A 20235-nucleotide genomic window follows, 5' to 3' on the forward strand; every position below is an offset into this window, starting at 1 on the left:
GACTATAGCTATTATATAGTAGAAGCTGGATGAATAGCAACGGTTGATTAGCTTTCTACAACGAAATCGAATAGTTTTTATCCATTCCCCTAGCTATTTTTTGTATATCATCGACCTCTTTCTAATATCCCTATTCGCTTCTCATTCTGTAATACATTGAATCATTTTTTCATTTCATATTTTATATACAAAAAACCTGTAGAGAAAACATTCCCTACAGGTTTTTCTTATTTCGTATTTATTATTTTCTCTTTATAACTCTTCAATTTACTCGTCAATCCTATTAAAGCAGGTAACAATATCGGCATTACAATTAAAGCTAATAGTAAAAGAGCAACGCCAACAACGGATGCTACTTGTATAAGTGTCAATACTCCTGAAGGAATTAACGCTGCAAATGTTCCTCCTAAAATAAGTGCCGCTGATAATACGACTCCTCCTATGTGACGAGATGCATTTACAATTTTCGTTACTGAATCCCCTTCTAGCTCATTGTATCGCATCATAACGAAGATGCTATAATCCACTCCTAAAGCGACAATCATAATGAAGCTAAAGAATGGAACATTCCAGCTTAATGACTCTACGTTTAATACATGTGCACTAATTTGTTCACTTATACCAAGTGATGCAAAGTACGCTAAAATTAACGACCCAATAATAAAGATTGAGTTTAAGAATGAGCGTGTAATCACGATTAATACAAGCGAAATCCCTAATAACATAATCGTAGCAGTACGTAGGAAATCTTGCCCGGTTACTTCTTTTAAATCAACGTTTCTAGCTGTTGTCCCTCCAATTGCTTTTTTCGCATCATTTAGTTCTGTTCCCTTTAACGTACCATCTATCGTTTTATTAATTTCTTGAATGATAGGCATCGCTTCTTTTGAATACGGGTTTACGTCTAAAATAATTGTCATTTTAGCAGTCTTTCTATCATGTGACATGTACGTATTCAATGCTTTTTGGAAATCTTCTCCTTCTAAAACTTCTTTCGGAATATAAAATTTCTCAGAGCTTTTCGACTCATTTAGCTCTCCTAAATATTTTTGAGCGTCACCTAGACCGTTACTTACTTTTCCTAAACCCTCTGTACTTTTAGATAAACCTGATTGCAATTGCCCCATCTTTTCTTGTAAATCTTTCAGTCCAGTTAATAACTGTCCTTGCCCATCGTTTATTTTCGTTAATCCAGATTGTAAGTCAGCCGATTTGTTCGAAATTTGTTTTGAACCTGTAGCTCCTTCGTTCAATCCATTTTTCAGTTCAGCAGCTCCTTTTTGTAGTTGCGTTACTCCATTGTTCATTTCCTTTAAACCATTATCTACTTTTAATAATGATTGATTTGCTTCTTTAAATGAACTCATCGCTGCTTTGTGCTGCGTCGCTAATTGATTTAATTCATTTGAAAGAACACTCAATTGCTTCTGAGCTTCTTTTGCAATTCCTAATGTTTGCTGCACATTAGGATCATTTGCTAATTCTGGTTTTGTTTGAATGAAATTGTTCATTAACGTTTCAATTTGTTCATATCCTTTTTTCGCACCATCAATCGCTTGAGAAATACTTCCGAAATATTGATCGTACGAACTTAAACCTTTTTCTAACTGAGCATAACCAGCATGAAGCTGCGAAGTTGCATTTGACAGGGCATTGATATTTCCGTTTAATGATGCTAGCCCATCCTCTATTTGCTTCGCTCCTTGTGCTCCATTGTTTATTCCATTCGATAATTGATTTAAAGCTGTCCCTAATGCTGATACGCCATTTTTCGCTTCATTTGTTCCATCAATTAACTTTTGAACATTTGCAAGACTATTTGAGTCATTACTACCCATTTTATCTTTCGCATCAGTTAATCCTTCATTAATTTCTTTTATGCCACCATTTGCATCTCCTAAGCCTGTATTTAATTCTCCGGCTTGTTTATTTATATATAATTCTTTAATCTTATCTCCAGTTGGACGCGTCGGTGAATATACTTCTGAGACTCCTTTAACTTTCGAGATTTTATCGGTAAGTTCATCTAAAGTTTGTAAAGAAGTCGCCTCATCTAACTTTTTATCCGATTGAATGACTAACGTACTTGGTGAAGAAAAACCAGGCGGAAAATGCTCTTCTATTACGTTAATCCCCATTTTTGATTCATATTTATTATCCACTTCAAATAAATCATTGTAATTAAGCGTGTTAGAATATTTTAATACGAATGGAATCGATATCACGAATACGATAATTAAAGCGATAAATGGTCTTGCTACTGAATTTTTCGCAAAGAATCCCCATAAACGACTATCCTCATGTCCTTTAAATGTTTTAACTGGATAAAACATTCCTTTTCCTAATAGCACCATGAAAAACGGATTTAAAGTGGTTAATACGAGTAGTAGTACTGCGACACCAATTGCTACCGCTGAAGTAGATTGATATAATTTAAAACTTGCTAAAGCAAGAGATGCAAAGCCAATTAGTACTGCTATCCCGCTATATAAAACGGTTTTACCTGCCGATTTAAAAGTTTCTTGCGTAGCTAAATATGCATTTTCTTGTTTACTTAATTCTTCTTTAAATCTCGTATATAATAAAATGTTATAGTCTGTTCCTACTCCAAACAGGACGACAACTACAAACACTTGCGTAAAGTTTGAAAACGGAAAATTAAATTGATCAACAAGATGGGCAATAATCCCCATTGAAATTAAATACGAAACACCAACTGTAAGAAGAGAAATAATCGGAACAACTGGTGAACGGAATACAATGATTAATACTACAAGAATGAAAATGATCGAAATAACTTCTGTCTTTTTCACGCCCTCTTGAGAGGATGTAAGAAAATCACCCGCTATTAAATCACTTCCTGTTAAGTACGTTGTAACTCCTTTCGTTTGTACTTTTTCATGAAGATTATTTACAATTTTTGGTATTTTACCATGTTTTTTATCTACCGATATTTGCGTTAAAATAGTCGTATTATCTTTAGAAACTAATTGTTTCTCCAGTTCTTTATTATCTAAATGTGAAACGACTTCCTTAATTCCTAATTGCTCTTTTTCATTTTGCAGGGCATTGATTGTTTTCGTTATTTCCTCTTTTTGCTCATTTGTTAAAGCCTTCTTACTTCCACTATTAAAGACAGCTATAATTTCATACTTTTCAGCCCCTTCTTTATCCATCTCCTTTATCATCTTGTCAGCAATACTGCTTTGTTCTGTATTAGGAATCGTGATTTGCCCTTTTTCCTTCACTAACTGATCCATATTAGGCATCGTTACGATCATTGCAATAGTAATAACTATCCATAATAGAAAAGATAAACTTCTCCAACTTTTTAGCTTGCTCATTTGAATCATCTCCTGTTATTAGAGTTTCATGGTGCATAGAGAATGAATATTCATTCCCTGTTTTTGAAAATATCATTTCGGAATGAACGTTCATTCCTATTATCCTATTAAATTATTTTTCAATTCTATTAAATCACTACCAGCGGAATGAATATTCATTCCTTTAATTGTACAGATATATCATCTCCTGTAATCGTTTTTTATATTCATTTAGGAATGAATGTTCATTCCTGTCCTTATAAAGCTATAGAATCAAATGATTCTAATAGCATTCCAAGAGCTCTCTTCCAATTCTTTTACTAATTCTTTTGAGTATTCTAACTGCCCTGTCGCCATTACTTTTATTAATTTTTCAAGCGGTTGATATACAATAATAATTAAAGCAATTATAGGCAATGGACGAAGAAAACCTTTTTCGATTCCATCTTCAATAATATTCATAAAGAAGCCTATAAAATCGTCAAATATTTTCTTACTCTGTTCATCAAGAAAATAACTATCACAGTGCGAATTTGTAAAAAGAAAAGCATCCACATTGTTTCTCGCAAATTCAAATAAACGGTTATACGTATGACTAAACTGTTCTCGAATATTTGCTTGAACAGGAAAATCAGTTTTTATTGTTTCAGATAGCTGTAGCATGCTTTTTGAAAATAATGAGTTAACGAGTGCCTCTTTATTTTCAAAATAGCGATAAATAGTACCAGCGCCGACATTTGCTTTTTCAGCGATCATCGGAATTGTCGTACCATCGTAACCACGTTCTGCGAAAAGTTTTATAGCAGCATCAAAAATATCCTCTTGCTTATTTTTAGCCATTTTTCTCACCTCAATTTTCAGGAATGAAAATTCATTCCGTTTATAATTATAAATTACATGAATTAAAAGTCAAGTGGTTAACATTCATAATGCTTCGTTAAAAGCAGCAATGTACTATAACTAATTATGTTTAATTATAGTACATTGCTATTTACACATTAGTATGCCGCACAAAGCTTTACAAAATTAAAAGAAATCATAAATAAACGGCTTACGCACCGGCACTACATTCTCAAATGCACGTATCTCCTCTTCGCTACCGCTTATTAAGTCTATTTCATTTAATTCTAGCGGTCGCTTGTAACCAAACATAATAGTAGATAACGCATTAATATCGATTTGAATTCCATTTTCTTTTGCTGTTTCTTCTTTAACGATTGTTATTTCGTTATTTTTAAGTTGAACCGTTACGTTATTCCACGGTGCAAATGAATCTGTAATATGTAATATTACTTCTTGCTCTTCGTTGTTCCAGTTCCATTCATATTGTTTGAAAAACTGTTCTACATCTACAATTCTTCCCATGAAATATGGAGTTACTTCTGCTTTTACTCGTGGTTCTTGTAATGTGTAAAGAAGTGGTTCTGTCTCACTTAGTATCATTTCTAGATCTTTAATCATAGAATCATGTTGGCAGATGAAGTTCCAAAGACCAATTCTTGCTTCATTATGTAATGGGACAAATTCTTCTACTTTCATTTTAGAATTCTCTATTTTGTATAAAATGTAACCAGCCGCCGTTTTATTTTCATCATAGTAAACTGCCAATGTTAAATCATGATACACCGCTTGTAACCACCATTTACGTCCGCGAACTAACATACCAGAAAATCGTTCTGCAAATGTTTCATATAGATTCTCTACTTCTTCTGGATGATTATCTTTACTAAAACGTTTCACTGTACCATTCACTTGTTTTTTAATTATTAAATCGCTCTTTGTCATCTGACATACGATTCGATTCGCACAAAGTTCCCAGCCGTATTTACGATAAAATGAAACGGCAAATGGATGTAACATCGATACACTATATCCATCTCTTTTCATAGTTTGCAGTGAATGCTGAAGTAACTCTTTTACATATCCACTTCTTCTATGTTCCGGATACGTCGCTACCCCCGCAACGCCGCCCATTTTAAACTTTTCTTTTCCTATGTAAATATGAAAAGGAATTAAGTGCAACTTTGCAGCTAACTCTTCTCCTTCCATAATACCGTATATTTGATGGCTTTCCTTCATTCTTGCAATTTTCTGCTCTATCCATTCTTCATTTGCTTTATATTGAAAAGCATATTCTGATAAACGTAATGCTTCTCTAAACTTATCTTCTTTTAATTTTATAACGTTCATATATTTCTCCTCCATTCCTCGTTTGAATTATATCATAATTCAAACTATTATAGTTCGGTAAGTGAAATTACGAGGATGTTTCAACAAAAGATATCGATTTAGAAAAAATCTAACATAAAGGCTCTTTTCAACTGCTTTATATTGGCGGCATAAGAATATTAAACGCCTTGCGTTCTCTTGGGTTTGCGAAGCTAAGAGGTACCATTGAAAGTGATGAAACTTATAACAACGGCAACATTACGGGCATAAAAAAACCAGTTGATTGAGAGAAACTGGTTCAATAAAGTTTTTATATTGGATATTCATTCAACCAAATTAATGCTTGTTCATAATCATCGAAAAATTTTACGGATTCTTTCGTATTGGATTGTTGTAAATAATTCATTATCTCCCCTTCTTCAAGGAGAAACGCAATTGCCTTACTGTGATTCAAAATGGTTTCATTGAAGAACTTATCTTTCCATGCTTTTTGAACAGAAAAATGATCTGGCGTGTATCCTTTTCTATCCACCAACAATTTGTATTTCCGCCCCTCGGAAATGAATTGCTGACAAACCTGCTCGAAACCATGAAACCATTCATAAACATCAGCTGTATTAATCTTGCCAATTAGATGGGTAACAATTAAATCCCCCGAAACCGTTGTGCTAATATTCTGTTTACTTAACTTAGAATCCTCTCCCTTAGTTACAATTATGCGTAAAAATCTCATAAAATCAATAAGGATAAAATTCTTACACAATAAAGCAACATTATTTACGAAAAAAGCCAACATAAAAAAGCAGATACATTGCATATCTGCTTCTCATCACTTTATTTAGCTAACGTTTGCAGTTCTTCAAAAAATGTAGGATACGATACACCTACTGCTTCTGCATCTTCAATCGTTGTTTCTCCTTCAGCTATACAGCCGGCAATCGCAAGCATCATTCCAATGCGGTGATCACCGTGACTATGTACTGTATTTCCTTTTAGTTTACATTTACCGTAAATAATCATTCCGTCGTCGGTCGCTTCAATACGAGCTCCTAGTTTCGTTAGTTCAGCAACGACTGTATCGATACGATTCGTTTCTTTCACTTTTAGCTCGTGTGCATCTTTAATGACTGTAATTCCATCTGCTTGTGTTGCCGCTAAAGCGATAATTGGGATTTCATCAATCAGTCGTGGAATGATATCTCCACCGATTTCGATTCCTTTCAACGGCGATGTTTCAATTGTAATATTTGCAGCAGGTTCTGATGCTCCTTCGTTAATCTGCTCTACAGTAAACGTAACGCCCATTTTCTCAAGAACATCAATAATACCTGTACGAGTCGGATTCATTCCCACATTTTGTAATAGTAGTTTACTATTTGGAATAATTGCACCTGCTACTAAGAAAAATGCCGCTGATGATACATCACCTGGCACTTGAACATCTGTTCCTTTTAGCTTTTGTCCACCAGCTAGTTTTACAGTTTTCCCCACGCGAGTTACTGTAACGCCAAACGCCTCAAGCATTCTTTCTGTATGATCGCGGGAAATATGAGGTTCTGTAACAGTTGTTACACCTTCTGCGCGAAGGCCTGCAAGTAAAATAGCTGATTTCACTTGCGCACTTGCTACCGGTGAAGTATATTCAATCGCCTTTAAATTCCCGCCTCGTATTGTGAGCGGCGTAAACGTTCCTTCTTTTCGGCCATCAATTTTTGCACCCATTTGCTTTAGTGGATTTGTTACACGTTGCATCGGTCTCTTCGCAATTGAAGCATCACCTTGCACGCAAGAAAAGAATGGTATGTTTGCAAGTATTCCTGACATTAATCGAATCGTTGTACCAGAATTACCAACATCTAATACAGCTTTTGGCTCTTGTAAACCTTCTAATCCTGTTCCAATTACCGTAACTTCGTCTCTATTTTGTGTAATCTCTACTCCCATTTCTTTAAAACAAGAAATAGTACTTAAACAATCCGCACCAGGAAGAAATCCTTTAATTGTTGTTTTACCTTCCGCGATTGCGCCAAACATGACAGCGCGATGGGAAATTGATTTATCTCCAGGGATTGTAATTGTGCCATTCAATCCGTTATTTACAGTTTGTACTCTTTTTTCTTTCACGTTGTCACCCTCCTCATTAAATTGTTTCATACGTTTGGTATTCTTTTTTTCCGAGCGCAATTTTTGCCTGCGTTCGATCCTCTTCTCTTTGGAAACTAATTCGTAAAACTCCGAGCAATCCTTCTCGCGCTTCTAATATTTGCAAGTTCGTAATACTAATTTCTTCTTCTGCTAGAATGCTTGTGATATGGGCTAATGCCCCTACTTTATCTAAAACGTCGACGTATAAGTCGTGATAGGCAGGAATCGCCCCTCTTTTTCGAACTGGTAAAGAGTCACGATATTCTTTCGCATCTGCAAAATAACTTTGTATTTCTCCTGCATCTCCTTTAGAAACCGTCTTATATAGCTCTTCCATTTCTGAAATCCATTCTTCTAATAGTTCCAATAAATGCCCGCGATTTTGCTTTACGATATCACTCCACATTTTCGGACTACTTGATGCAATACGTGTTATATCTTTAAATCCGCCTGCCGCTAGTTGATGAATAAGCGGATTATCACCAGCATGTTTCTCAACTTGTTTTACTAATCCTGCTGCAATTAGGTGCGGAAAATGACTAACTATTCCTGTTATATAATCATGTTCTTTTGTATTTAATACAAGAAAATGAGAGCCTGTTCCTTTTAACCATTCTTTTAGCTCGTCTACTTGATCCGCCTGCACGTGATTCATTGGCGTTAAAATGTAAAATGCGTTTTCAAAAAGGTGTGCCTTTGCACTTTCAACTCCTGTTTTGTGAGAACCTGCCATCGGATGACCGCCGATAAATGAAACTTTCTTTGTTAATAAAGCTTCCGCTTCATTCATGATTGTCCCTTTCGTACTTCCTACATCGGTAACAATGACATCTTCTCGTAAATGAAATGATGCAAGTTTGTGTAACAACTTTTTCGTTTCTTCAACTGGAGAGGCAAATACAATTAAATTTGCCTCCTCACATGCACGCTGTAAATCTATTGCTACTTCATCAACTACATGTAATTCTTTTGCGCGCTCTACTTGCTCTTTAAATATGTCATAACCGATAATCGTTACATCGTGCTCTTTTTTAATCGCTAATGCAAGAGAGCCTCCTATTAATCCAGTACCGATTAATACTACCTTTTTACACATTTGCCTCATCTCGAGACTTACCTTTTTTATTTTCAAAGTGTTGTTTTAACACTGAAATCACTCCTTCATTTTGTTCCCTAGTTCCGATTGTAATACGGACACCATTTGGGAACGGACGAATAATAAACCCTGCATGCGCACAAGCTTCATAAATTTCCCCAGCATTATCTACCGGCAAGAAGATAAAGTTCGTTTGCGACGGATAAAATGGAATTTCATTTTCTGTACAAAAACTCTCGTATTGTTGTAATCCTTCTGTATTAACACGAACTATTTCTTCAATAAACGCTTCATCGTTAAAAGCAATCGTCGCTGCTTTTTGCGCTAATGAAGATACGTTAAATGGCAAACGTACGACATTTAATTTCTCGATTAACTCTTCCTGTCCAATCGCATAACCAACGCGGAAAGAAGCTAATCCGTACGCTTTAGAAAACGTTCTAAGTACAAGAATGTTGTTATGTTTTTCTAGAAGCGGTAATGTCTCAGGGAAATCTTTTGCTGTTACGTATTCATAGTACGCTTCATCAATGACAATTAACGTATTTTCACTAATGCTTTCAATGAATTGAGTCAATTTTCGCTCATTCACATATGTGCCTGTCGGGTTGTTTGGATTACAAATCCATACGATTTTTGTATGTTCATCAACTGCTGAAGAAATTTCATCTAGATCATATACACCGTTCTTTAAAGCAATTTCTTTCACTTCACAGCCTTCAATAATTGCATGATGACGGTACTGAGGGAATGTCGCGCCAGCAGTTACGATATTATCTCCTTTACAGAGCACTGCACGACTTATAATTTGAATGACTTCATCAAGTCCACTACCACAAAGCACTTGTTCCATTTGCACTTGTAATTTCTCTGCAATTGTTTGACGGAGTACTTCAGCACCTCCGTCAGGATATAAAGCATGTTCCTGCCACGATTTTTGTAATTCTCCTAAAACACGAGGTGAACAGCCAAATGGATTTTCATTTGATGCTAACTTAACAAATGAATGATTCCCGTATACTTCTTTCATTTGCTCTGGTGATTTACCTGGTTTATACGGTTGTAATGATGATAGTTGATCTTTTACTCGCATGTTAAATCCACCTTTTCATTAAAATTCTTTTGCGTATTTGTTATGGTGCGAAATATTTTGTTTTAGTAATTCCATGCGATCTTTTCCGAATTGCTCGACTAGTGCACCGGCAAGTTCCCATGCAACGACAGCTTCAGCTACAACACCTGCTGCTGGTACTGCACAGCTATCAGATCTCTCAATACTCGCTTGGAACGCTTCTTTCGTATCAATATCTACGCTTGCTAACGGTTTATATAATGTAGGAATTGGCTTCATTACGCCTCTTACGACAATTGGCATACCTGTTGTCATACCGCCTTCTAAACCGCCGGCATTATTCGTATTTCTCGTGTATCCTTTTTCTTCATCCCATAAAATTTCATCGTGCACTTTACTTCCCGGCTGTCTTGCCGCTTCAAAACCAATTCCGATTTCAGCACCTTTAAACGCATTCACGCTCATAATAGCACCGGCAAGTTTTGCATCTAATTTTCGGTCGTAATGAACGTAGCTACCAACTCCAATTGGCATTCCTTCTGCAATGACTTCGACAATACCGCCTATAGAATCTCCGCTACTTTTCGCATCATCAATCGCATTCATCATCTCTTGTTCTACTTCTTTATCTAAACATCGAACTGGTGAATTTTCAGTTATCGTTTGAATTTCTTCAATTGGTAAGTTTGAAATACGCTTCGCTTGTACCCCACCAATTTCAAGAACATGCCCTGCAATTTCCACACCTAGTTCTTTCAAAATTTGTTTCGCAACTGCACCAGCAGCAACACGAACTGTCGTTTCTCTTGCAGAAGAGCGCTCTAATACGTTTCTTATATCACGATGGCCGTATTTAATTGCCCCGTTTAAATCCGCATGTCCTGGACGTGGTTTCGTTATAGTACGTTTCATTTCTTTACTTTCTTGCTCCGAAATTGGTTCAGCACCCATTACTTTCGTCCAATGTTTGAAATCATCATTTTTTACGATTAACGTAATTGGTGAACCAAGTGTCATTCCGTGACGTACACCACTTGCAATTTCAACTGTATCTGTTTCAATTTGCATGCGTCTTCCGCGCCCATGCCCTTTTTGTCTTCTTAATAATTCTTTATTAATATGTTCCGCTGTTAATGTTAAACCTGCTGGTACACCTTCTAAAATAACTGTTAACTGCGGCCCATGTGATTCTCCAGCTGTAATGTATCTCATTTCTCTTGCCCCTTTACTATTTTTTTTGTACAAAAAAGTCCCTACTGAGCGCTCAGTAGGGACGATGTTTATCGCGGTACCACCCTAGTTGTAGACTTCTTTCGTCTACCTCTCTTCTTCTTTAACGATCGTTTGACCGTCTTTCTCTCCAAAAGTTGGCGGGAAAGATGCTCCAAGGCTGTAATTCATGCTTACCTTTGTACTGATTCACACCGGCCATCAGCTCTCTTTAACAGTGAGATAAGCACTACTGTTTCCTCTTCAGCGCATTTATGATATGGAATTAAGATAATTTATTTTTGAAACCTTTTAACTCATCCATGAATCTATGGAATTCTGGAATATCCATTTGTTGCGCAGAATCTGATAACGCAACTGCTGGGTCTGGATGTACTTCCGCCATTACTGCATCTGCTCCAATTGCAAGTGCCGCTTTCGCTGTTGGTAATAGTAAATCTCTACGTCCTGTTGAATGTGTTACGTCAACGATAACTGGTAAATGTGTTTCTTTCTTTAAAATCGGTACTGCTGAAATATCTAATGTGTTACGTGTCGCTCTCTCGTATGTGCGAATACCGCGCTCACAAAGAATAATTTGGTCATTACCTTGTGCAATAATGTATTCCGCTGCATTAATGAACTCATCAATTGTTGCTGCTAATCCACGTTTTAGTAATACTGGCTTGTTAACTTTACCTACAGCTCGTAGTAAATCGAAGTTTTGCATGTTACGTGCTCCAACTTGAATTACATCAACGTATTCTAGCGCCATTTCTACGTCATTCGGATTTAAAATTTCACTAATAATCGCTAAGTCGAACTCATCTGCTACTTGTCGTAAAATTTGTAAACCTTCTACTCCCAAACCTTGGAAATCGTATGGAGATGTTCTCGGTTTGAAAGCACCGCCGCGCATTAATTTTAAGCCTTGGTCTTTCATAGCTTGCCCTACTTGGCGAACTTGCTCTAAACTTTCTACCGCACAAGGTCCCATGATGAACGTTTGTGTTCCGTTTCCAATCAATTCACCTTTAACATTAACAATTGTATTTTCTTTTTTCTTTTTACGTGAAACTAGTAATGCTTTACGGTTATCATCTTCTTGTAATTCTAAGCTTGCTTTGAAAATCGTTTTGAAAATATGTTGAATCGTTGACGTTTCGAATGGTCCTTCGTTATGCTCTGCAAGCATATCAAGTACTTCACGCTCACGTACTGGATCAAAGCGTTTCGTACCTTGTACTTGCTTTTGTTCCCCAATTTTTTGAACGATTTCACCGCGTTTGTTTAATAAGTGTAATAATTGTAAGTTAATTTCATCTACCTGTTTACGTAATTGATCTAATTCGTGATTTGCCATTTGGAAATCCTCCTCTAATGTTTTAAAAGTATAGTAAGAGAATAAAAAATTCTCTATTTTCTGAACTGGTTAATTATACAAATTTAAAGTGGAATCGATACCTCTTCTTATTTTAAACTAATAATTACCATAAAGACACTAACTACTAGTTAATAAGCCACTTTTTTGTACAAAAAAGCCCTACTGATTCAATCAGTAGGGACGATATTTATCGCGGTACCACCCTAGTTGTAGACTTATTTCGCCTACCTCTCTTCATTGTTAACGATCATCTGACCGTCTTTCCCTTCATAAAGACAATAACTATCTTTACTACGAAAAAGATGCTCCAGGACTGTAATTCGCTCTTGTTTTTGTACTGGTTCGCACCAACCACCAGCTCTCTGTTACAGGGAAACAACAACTACTTCTTTTCCTTTCAACGCGTGACTATTTTATTTTCAAGTTGGACCACTAAAATACAAAAAGTCCCTACTGAATAAATCAGTAGGGACGATATTTATCGCGGTACCACCCTAGTTGTAGACTAACTTTCCGTCTACCTCTCTTCACTGTTAACGATCAATTGACCGCTTTTCCTTCATAAAGACAATACTATCTTTACTACGAAAAAGATGCTCCAAGACTGTAATTCATGATTATCCCTGTACTGGTTCACACCAACCACCAGCTCTCTGTTACAGTAAGACTAACCACTACTGTGATCTCTTCATTGCACTTTGTTTATTCAAATGTTTTTGAAATTGAATAAGTATGATTCGTATTATAGAACGCTTTTCAAAACACTGTCAATAACTTTTTATATATTTTTTAAAAATTCCACTTCCGCCCTATGATTCCTCTTGTAAATTCTCCGTTACGATTCCGATGCGAATTATTTCATTTTCGATTAAATTTAATACATGTCTTTCTACTTCATACCTGGTTAATAGTTCTTTTATTTGTATGATCTCACTTTCAAGTAAATCGGCTTCTTGACACGTCTGAAGTAAAGTAAAAAACACATTTGCATACAATTCTTTATACGCTTTCATACGTTCTTTCTTTTCAAGTATCTCTATAAACAACTGTTTCATTTCTTCTTGATTAGATTGTCCTTCCACACCTTGAAATTTACTAGAAATAATATTTAATCCTTTTTCTAAAACCTCATCCATGCATAAAACAATACGTAAAAGCATCATGTATTCTCTCGTTGTTATTACGCCCATTTTCGGACGTTCTCTTAAAAACACACTAAGCCACGCTGTCCAAAATTTTTGTTGTTCCTTACCACTTAACGTTTTTACGTAGTAGCATAAATACTGCATAAACTTAATTTTATTCTCTTCGTTTTCTTGCATCAAAAGTGGATATAACCAATCTGTTTTTTGCTCCCAATATAATACGCATTTAATAAATACAAAGCTAAGCCATTTTAAAAATGCTTCTCTCGTATATGGATGTAGTGCATCTAAATGTTCTACTGCATACTTAATATATCGTCTTATTTCTGTAAACAAAGGTACATTAATTTGCGTATAACATAATCCCGCCCACGCATATTTCGTAAGCTCACTTTCTTTCTTTAAATCTAAGTAAGGTAGTACATTTTTCCGACACCATTGCTTCTCAATATGGTATAAAAACGTAATATCTGCTGTTAAACGAGCTAACATAAAGTTCGTTCGTTCCGAAGTAACCCTTACCTGTTCTTCAAATAAAAATAAATATTCATATACATTGCGATCATATAAGTGATCGTACGCTAACAGTTTTAGCAATACAGCTGTCATCTTCCCAACAGGATGCTGTATAGACTCATTGTAAAACTCTTGTTTTCCAATTTTAAAATCTGTTTCCCCTCTCATAACATGTGGAAATACTGAAAAAGCAAAGCGCTTTATAACCCGTATACTGTTTTCTTCTAGCTCTTCTAATCGATTGCTAATTTCATATAGAAAACTACTAATTAGCCAATGAAAAGTAGTATTTCGAGAAAACTTCTGCAATAACGGAATAATCCTTTGAATTTGCTCACTCGTTAAATTCCTATTATTTCGCCATTCTCTAATACATACAAACCATACTTCATTACTAATTTCGTGCACGCCTACTAGTTGATAAGCAAACGAAATACTCCACTCTACATTCAATTTACACGCTTTTGATAACATCTCTAAAAAATGGCGTTGTTCAAAAACACCGTCTCTTGAAAAATGCCGAACTTGCTCCATTATTTCATCGTCTTTCAGCTGCAGTAATCCATCAGCTGTTACATTGCATGTAATACGTTGTTCATTTGCCTCTTTCTTTGGAACACTGTATAGATCTGAAGAAAAATGGGGGTGTTTCTGTTTCATTAGCTCGTATCCTTCCGCCGTACACTTACTATTCGAATCACACGTGAATAGTAAGTCTAATACAAGACAAGCATCAAACGCCCTCTCTTCTGCAAGATACTCTAATACATGTTGAATTACTTCTTCTTTCGTTTCCTCTAAAGCATCTGCGTAATAATTCTTTAAAAGTTGAAACACTTCATGTTTACATGTGAAATCTAACAGAACATCTACATGTAACAGCCACTTCAGTTTGTCATCCGCTGTAACGAATACATTATTAATCATTGCTTCAATTGCAATTCGCTTTTGAAGTACACTATCAGTTTCTATCATTTCTGTAATATAATGATTTGCTTTTTTCTCATTGTTTTCACATAAATATGTAAGACACTCTTTTACAATTTGAATTAAAAATGTAAAATCATTTTGCTGTAACTCCTGCTCTGAAATTTCTCTATCTCTTCTTTTCAGTGCATTTTGTCTTAATGACAATAGTTGTATCTTTTCTAACCCCGTAACCATAATCGGATTTGCGTAGTAAGTAATATGTGGTCTCATTTTCTCTTTCCAAATTCGCTCCACATGGGAAAAAATAGGCATTGGTATACGACTCGATTCCTCGAGTTCAATCGATTCTTGCGTATCATTTCCCCATCTTCTTACACGCTTCAATTTAAGTTTCCCGTCTAAAATAAACGTTAATAGCAACAAGCCAATTTCTTTATGCTCAGGGAAAGAACATTTTTGCAATAAATATGTGATCATTTCAATAGAGCTACTATCTTTCTCTGCTGTTTCTAATAAAAGCAATGTCCATCTTGCAAACAACAAAGGGTCCATCGTTTCTTTCGTTTCGTTTAAGTAAGTACAAATTGTTCGCCACCATAACGGGGATATTTTAGAATGATTTTTAAAAATCAATTGAAATAGTTCTTTTTGATGACTAAATAGAAATTGCTCCACCAACCATTCCGCAAGCAATTCATCTACTTCATCATAATTTGCTGTAAGCAGAAATAAATTTCTTAGTTTCCCTTCTGCTTCAAGCCATTCCACCCATTCATAATCACGAGCAAATTCAACGAAGTACCGAACGGTTTCAATTTTTTTTATTGACTGTTTTATATAGGATAATTGCTCCTGCTCTACTGATGGAGGAACGGTTACAATATCACGAATACGCATTCTTTTCGTAATATAATTATCCCCCATTAATTCCGCCCACCGCTTCACCGCTTTCACAAGCGCCTGATGATTATTTGCTTTATTCGGATACACAATCGGTCTTATCCCTAAATGCTCCCAATGATATGTATTATCACCTTGTGCGACGAAAGCATAACGCCTTGTACTCGGTGGTAAGCCTGTTGCTAAATATTTCATTACAGGATCATTATGACTATACCCAACGAATAAAACAGTGTAATTTGAGAATAGATCAACTAAAAATCGTCTCGCCCACCCTTCTGTTAAGTAAGCCCTTCCAAAATCACCATCCGTTAAAATTAAAGCTTCTTTCTCTTGTTCTACATTCCCATGTATGTAAGCCAACCCTTTAAACGCTCTCCCTGTCGGTAAAGCAGGTGCATAATAAATATTCAGCTCTCTATTCATTTCTGTAATTACAGACGTAAAATGTTGATCAAAGTTTGTCGTTACAATTCGAACATCCGTATCTAACGGAAACAGCCTTGGAATCGCATAGTGTAATGGATTTGGTTTTGATTTTTCTATATTAACGAGGTCTCTTGCAACTTGATGCACATCTTTCGTTTTCGCAATTTTACCGAGATAATAATCGTGGGGTTCTGTCATCTCACGCCTTTCGACATATAAAGCTTTCGAAATTTCATCAACTAAATCATCGAAATTCGGTAAGTTTGATTTCCCCTTCATAGAAACTCCTGCTCCAACGAATAATACTAACTTACCTTGTTCAAGGTGATCGATTAACTCATCTGGAATTTCTACTTCTGAAGTTATCCACATCCCGGATTCCCCCTTACCTAAAAATGTCATACGCTCTCATTTCACTATAACATTTTTTAAATGTTTTTTTAATATTTAGATAAAATTTCAGCATGATAAAGTTTTATCTAAATTAAACCGTTCCAATGTATGAACTCCTGCATTTATTGTAAAACTATGTATAAATGGGAGGTGTAAATATTGAGTGATATTACTGTAATACTTATCAAGTTTATATCATGCATCATCGCTTTTAGTATCGGACTAGCTCTATTTTTCCCAGCAACGCTCGTCCAAATCATTTCTTTTAGTCTCTTCGTCACAATCGTTTCTTATATGTTTGTTGATAAAATTATTTTAAATCGAATTGGCAATTCCGCTGCCATTATGACGGATTTCTTACTTACGTACTTAAGTGTTTGGATTTTCGGTAACATTTTATTAGACAACTACATGCAAATTGCATGGGGCAGTATCCTTTCTGCCATCGTCTTTACATTATCAGAAGTAATCGTCCATCGCTTTTCTAATTCCCACACAAGGCACAGCAATGATAACATTCGAATTAATCGCCGGTTTGCATATGGCACGGAGTTTGCTGAAGAACAGAATGTGTTGGATAAAGATAAGAAGAAATAAAGCCATAATTACTGTTGCAAAAAAGTAGCTGTCTCATCAGTCGAATTTTTGACGATGTGGCGCTCCTTTTTGTTTTTTGTACTATCAATACGGTGAATGAAATTATATTAACGATTTTGGAAATATATCTATCGTAACTCTAATTATATCAACGATTCGACAAGAAATATCGATTTATCGACAACGTTTGATAGCCTATCTTCAAATAAAAAAGCTGCCCCATTAAGAGACAGCAACTTCTGTAATTACGCTTTTACTTTTAAATCTTTTAACGTAATAACATCTGCAAATGATCCAAATACAACATTATGATGTTTTACAATATCTTCAGCGCGTAATACATCTGTGTCAAATGTGCTATGTGCATCACTTACTAATGTTACTTTATACCCTTCACTAAACGCTCTTCGCGTTGTCGTATCAACACAGTACTCTGTTTGCATTCCTGAAATAATAACATGCTCAATCCCTTTTCCTTGTAACACTTCGTTTAAGTTTGTCTTATGGAATGAGTCTGGAGTCGTCTTTTCAACGATACTATCACCATCTTGTGGTGCAATCGCTGCATGTACTTGCCAGCCAGCTGTACCTTTTTCTAACGGGTGATTTTTTGGCCCATTATGTTGTACATAAATAATCGGAATACTATTTGAACGACATTCCTCAATAAGATTTTGTAATGTTTCTAAAAACTTTTCCCCATTATGTACTGGCATTCCTGCTGTATACATACCCACTTGCACATCAATAACTATTAATGCTTTTTTCATTTCACACAGCTCCCTTTATTTTTATAAGCCCCTGCATATTTATTATAATTGTTTATATTCTACCATCCAACAATCTTCTAATTTCCCCTCATGCAGTTCATGTTTCTTTAGTATCTTCACCTTTTTAAATCCGCATTTTTCATAACAGCTTATCGCACGTTCATTATTTACTTTAGGGTCCATTGCAATTGCTTCTGCATCCACTTCTTTCATAATATATGTAATTGCTGCTTGAACGAGTTTTGTTCCAATTCCTTTTCCCCAAAAGATCGGTTCACCGATAAATTGGTCCATTCCCCATACATTCTGCGATTCTTCATATCCATATAACGCTTTCCATTCAAAATCAACTGGATACATTTGAATGTAACCGATCGGCATTTCATCAAATTCTACTAAGCATCTTTTTTCCTTACTGTTTGGATTATGTATAAAATGGGCAAGTACCTCTTCTACAGATTGCGGATTATCTCGTCCTTCGTAATACTGCAGGATTTCTGGATCTGTTAACCATTTTGAAATGATAGGTGCATCGTTTTTTATTACGTATCTAACCGATAAATTTTCTTTTTGAAATAGCATATTACACCTCTTTGTTAATAGCTTAAATCTTTGTATTTTCCCTTGATGTTAAATCTTTAATTGTGCCTATTAATGCGCATATGTTAGTAATGCAATGATAAAAAATGCTGTATACAAGTTAAATTGTGAAGTTTTATACGGAGCAAATGTTTCTGTAAAGAACTGTGAGTTCATAATTCTTTCAAATAATCCCCCTTCACTAAATTTCGGAGACCACCATGAGTTTAATTCACAGAAGAAAAGTATGAATTGCATAACAAGAAATGCCAAAAGAGTGCATACCCAGTCTCGCTTCCAAAAAGACTGAGACTTTTTTGTTACTTACTCTATTTAACATCCCTCTTTATTATCCATTACATTGATTATATACTTAACCTTATTCAATTACCAAAAAATTCATTTTATTCCCCTTACTACAAATCATACTTCCGCCTATATTTTAATTAAAATAAATACTACTATCGTTGGAGGATAATGTGATTTTCCCGTAATAAAAGTAATAAACAATAAATTGGAGGAATTCACATGACTAAATACTATAATTCCAAAGAAGAATTACAATTAGGGATAAAGCACATTGAACAAACCATTCATGAAGTTGAAGCTGCATTCAATAAACATGATGCCGATGAACTTGATCGTCACTTTACATTACACGCTTCATGGGTAAATGTCTTAGGAATTCGCCTCTCGGGCTGGAAACAAATCAATGAAGCTCACAAAATTCTTTTAGCAGGACCACTTCACAACTCTTATGCACAGTATGAAATTGAAGACATTCATTTCATACGTTCCGATGTAGCTATCGTACACATTAAACAATATCCAACAACTTCTGAAGGAACGATAATAGAAAATGAACAAAGTAGCCTCGCTATGTATGTTATGGTTAAAGAAAAAGATACGTGGAAAATTGCATCTGGACAAAATACATTCGTACAATAACTCTTCGCATAACACCACTCGTTTACAAAGCTAAAATAAGTTCTGTAAACGAGTTTATTCTAAAAATCTAGTATAGCCCTACTGAAAATTGTCTAATAAAAACACATAGGAGATGAGACTTTGAAATCGACATTAATCATTCTTCGTGGAAACTCCGCAAGTGGCAAAACAACAATCGCAAAGGAACTGCAAGAACATTTCGGGCAAGGAACACTTCTAGTCTCACAAGACGTTGTGCGCAGAGATATGCTAAAAGTTCACGATACAATAGGTAACTTATCTCATGATTTATTATTTGAAATTACGAAGTACGGAAAAGGAAAATGTGAATTTGTTATTTTAGAAGGTATACTGAGCAGTCGTAGATACGGTGATATGCTGAAAGAATTAATACATTTTTTTGATGAAAATACGTTTACATATTACTTCGATTTATCATTAGAGGAAACAATTAGACGCCATAACACAAGGGGAAAAAGGCATGAATTTGGTGAGGATGCATTACGGAAATGGTATAATCCTCACGATACAATTGAAGTTGCTAGAGAAACTGTATTTACAGATGATTTCACGCAAAAAGATGTATTTCACACTATTCTTAATGACGTTACACAACAAAAATAAGACTGA

General features: G+C 35.4%; 16 protein-coding genes, 1 pseudogene and 3 other annotated features. Of the genes and pseudogenes, 4 read left to right on the forward strand and 13 right to left on the reverse strand.

Translation table 11 applies throughout. The annotated features are described in order from the left end of the window. Positions 1–227: 227 nt before the first annotated feature. From JFU23_RS02425 to JFU23_RS02435, 3 genes are all read right to left on the reverse strand, one after another. On the reverse strand, positions 228–3344 hold the full coding sequence (locus JFU23_RS02425; RefSeq protein ID WP_201031262.1) for an MMPL family transporter: 3117 nt from the start codon (positions 3342–3344) through the stop codon (positions 228–230). A 252-nt stretch (positions 3345–3596) separates the two neighbouring features. Next, a complete protein-coding gene (locus JFU23_RS02430) occupies positions 3597–4163 on the reverse strand; it encodes a TetR/AcrR family transcriptional regulator (protein ID WP_201031263.1) in 567 nt (188 codons plus the stop codon). A gap of 186 nt (positions 4164–4349) precedes the next feature. Continuing rightward, positions 4350–5513, reverse strand: a complete 1164-nt coding sequence (locus JFU23_RS02435) for a GNAT family N-acetyltransferase (RefSeq protein ID WP_201031264.1) — start codon at positions 5511–5513, stop codon at positions 4350–4352. Between the two features lie 127 nt (positions 5514–5640). On the opposite strand from JFU23_RS02435, the pseudogene JFU23_RS31155 reads away from it, so the two are divergent. Then, positions 5641–5758 (forward strand): annotated as a pseudogene (locus tag JFU23_RS31155) (IS1595 family transposase); the annotation flags it as partial. Positions 5759–5802: 44 nt separating this feature from the next. Here JFU23_RS31155 and JFU23_RS02440 read toward each other — a convergent pair. The 7 genes from JFU23_RS02440 to JFU23_RS02470 all read right to left on the reverse strand — a co-directional run bounded on the left by JFU23_RS02440 (position 5803) and on the right by JFU23_RS02470 (position 16720). Continuing rightward, positions 5803–6309 carry a SpoIIAA family protein gene (locus JFU23_RS02440; RefSeq protein ID WP_113709988.1) on the reverse strand — a complete coding sequence of 169 codons (507 nt, stop codon included), beginning with the start codon at positions 6307–6309 and terminating at the stop codon, positions 5803–5805. A gap of 17 nt (positions 6310–6326) precedes the next feature. Further along, complete coding sequence (aroA, locus tag JFU23_RS02445; protein WP_201031265.1) at positions 6327–7616, reverse strand: 3-phosphoshikimate 1-carboxyvinyltransferase; 1290 nt, start codon at positions 7614–7616, stop codon at positions 6327–6329. 16 nt (positions 7617–7632) lie between these two features. Continuing rightward, positions 7633–8733 carry a prephenate dehydrogenase gene (gene tyrA / locus JFU23_RS02450; RefSeq protein WP_201031266.1) on the reverse strand — a complete coding sequence of 367 codons (1101 nt, stop codon included), beginning with the start codon at positions 8731–8733 and terminating at the stop codon, positions 7633–7635. Next, positions 8726–9826 (reverse strand): histidinol-phosphate transaminase, encoded by a 1101-nt coding sequence (gene hisC, locus JFU23_RS02455; RefSeq protein ID WP_201031267.1) that lies wholly within the window; start codon positions 9824–9826, stop codon positions 8726–8728. The genes tyrA and hisC overlap by 8 nt, the downstream gene beginning before the upstream one ends. A gap of 18 nt (positions 9827–9844) precedes the next feature. Then, a complete protein-coding gene (gene aroC / locus JFU23_RS02460; RefSeq protein ID WP_201031268.1) occupies positions 9845–11017 on the reverse strand; it encodes a chorismate synthase in 1173 nt (390 codons plus the stop codon). Positions 11018–11071: 54 nt separating this feature from the next. Then, positions 11072–11291, reverse strand: a binding site (T-box leader). A gap of 9 nt (positions 11292–11300) precedes the next feature. After that, on the reverse strand, positions 11301–12377 hold the full coding sequence (locus tag JFU23_RS02465) for a bifunctional 3-deoxy-7-phosphoheptulonate synthase/chorismate mutase (RefSeq protein ID WP_002013433.1): 1077 nt from the start codon (positions 12375–12377) through the stop codon (positions 11301–11303). Positions 12378–12571: 194 nt separating this feature from the next. Beyond that, positions 12572–12808 (reverse strand) — a binding site (T-box leader). Between the two features lie 54 nt (positions 12809–12862). After that, positions 12863–13099 (reverse strand) — a binding site (T-box leader). 108 nt (positions 13100–13207) lie between these two features. Further along, positions 13208–16720 carry a DUF4020 domain-containing protein gene (locus JFU23_RS02470; protein ID WP_201031269.1) on the reverse strand — a complete coding sequence of 1171 codons (3513 nt, stop codon included), beginning with the start codon at positions 16718–16720 and terminating at the stop codon, positions 13208–13210. A gap of 150 nt (positions 16721–16870) precedes the next feature. Between JFU23_RS02470 and JFU23_RS02475 the strand changes: the two genes are divergently transcribed. Further along, positions 16871–17308, forward strand: coding sequence for a YndM family protein (locus tag JFU23_RS02475; RefSeq protein ID WP_002032800.1), 438 nt, complete (start codon positions 16871–16873; stop codon positions 17306–17308). A 245-nt stretch (positions 17309–17553) separates the two neighbouring features. Here the strand turns inward: JFU23_RS02475 and JFU23_RS02480 are convergent, their stop codons facing one another. The 3 genes from JFU23_RS02480 to JFU23_RS02490 all read right to left on the reverse strand — a co-directional run bounded on the left by JFU23_RS02480 (position 17554) and on the right by JFU23_RS02490 (position 18915). Further along, complete coding sequence (locus tag JFU23_RS02480) at positions 17554–18078, reverse strand: cysteine hydrolase family protein (protein WP_201031270.1); 525 nt, start codon at positions 18076–18078, stop codon at positions 17554–17556. A 42-nt stretch (positions 18079–18120) separates the two neighbouring features. Continuing rightward, complete coding sequence (locus JFU23_RS02485; protein WP_201031271.1) at positions 18121–18660, reverse strand: GNAT family N-acetyltransferase; 540 nt, start codon at positions 18658–18660, stop codon at positions 18121–18123. Between the two features lie 69 nt (positions 18661–18729). Further along, on the reverse strand, positions 18730–18915 hold the full coding sequence (locus JFU23_RS02490; protein ID WP_374191742.1) for a YfzA family protein: 186 nt from the start codon (positions 18913–18915) through the stop codon (positions 18730–18732). A gap of 270 nt (positions 18916–19185) precedes the next feature. Here JFU23_RS02490 and JFU23_RS02495 point away from each other — a divergent pair, with 270 nt between their 5' ends. Together JFU23_RS02495 and JFU23_RS02500 are read left to right on the forward strand one after the other, a co-directional pair. Beyond that, positions 19186–19605 (forward strand): SgcJ/EcaC family oxidoreductase, encoded by a 420-nt coding sequence (locus JFU23_RS02495; protein ID WP_061674140.1) that lies wholly within the window; start codon positions 19186–19188, stop codon positions 19603–19605. A 120-nt stretch (positions 19606–19725) separates the two neighbouring features. Further along, positions 19726–20229: a kinase gene (locus tag JFU23_RS02500; protein WP_078176514.1), complete on the forward strand. Its 504-nt coding sequence runs from the start codon at positions 19726–19728 to the stop codon at positions 20227–20229. Positions 20230–20235: the final 6 nt, after the last annotated feature.

The sequence above is a fragment of the Bacillus sp. TH50 genome (assembly GCF_016650565.1).
Taxonomy (GTDB): Bacteria; Bacillota; Bacilli; order Bacillales; family Bacillaceae_G; genus Bacillus_A; species Bacillus_A mycoides.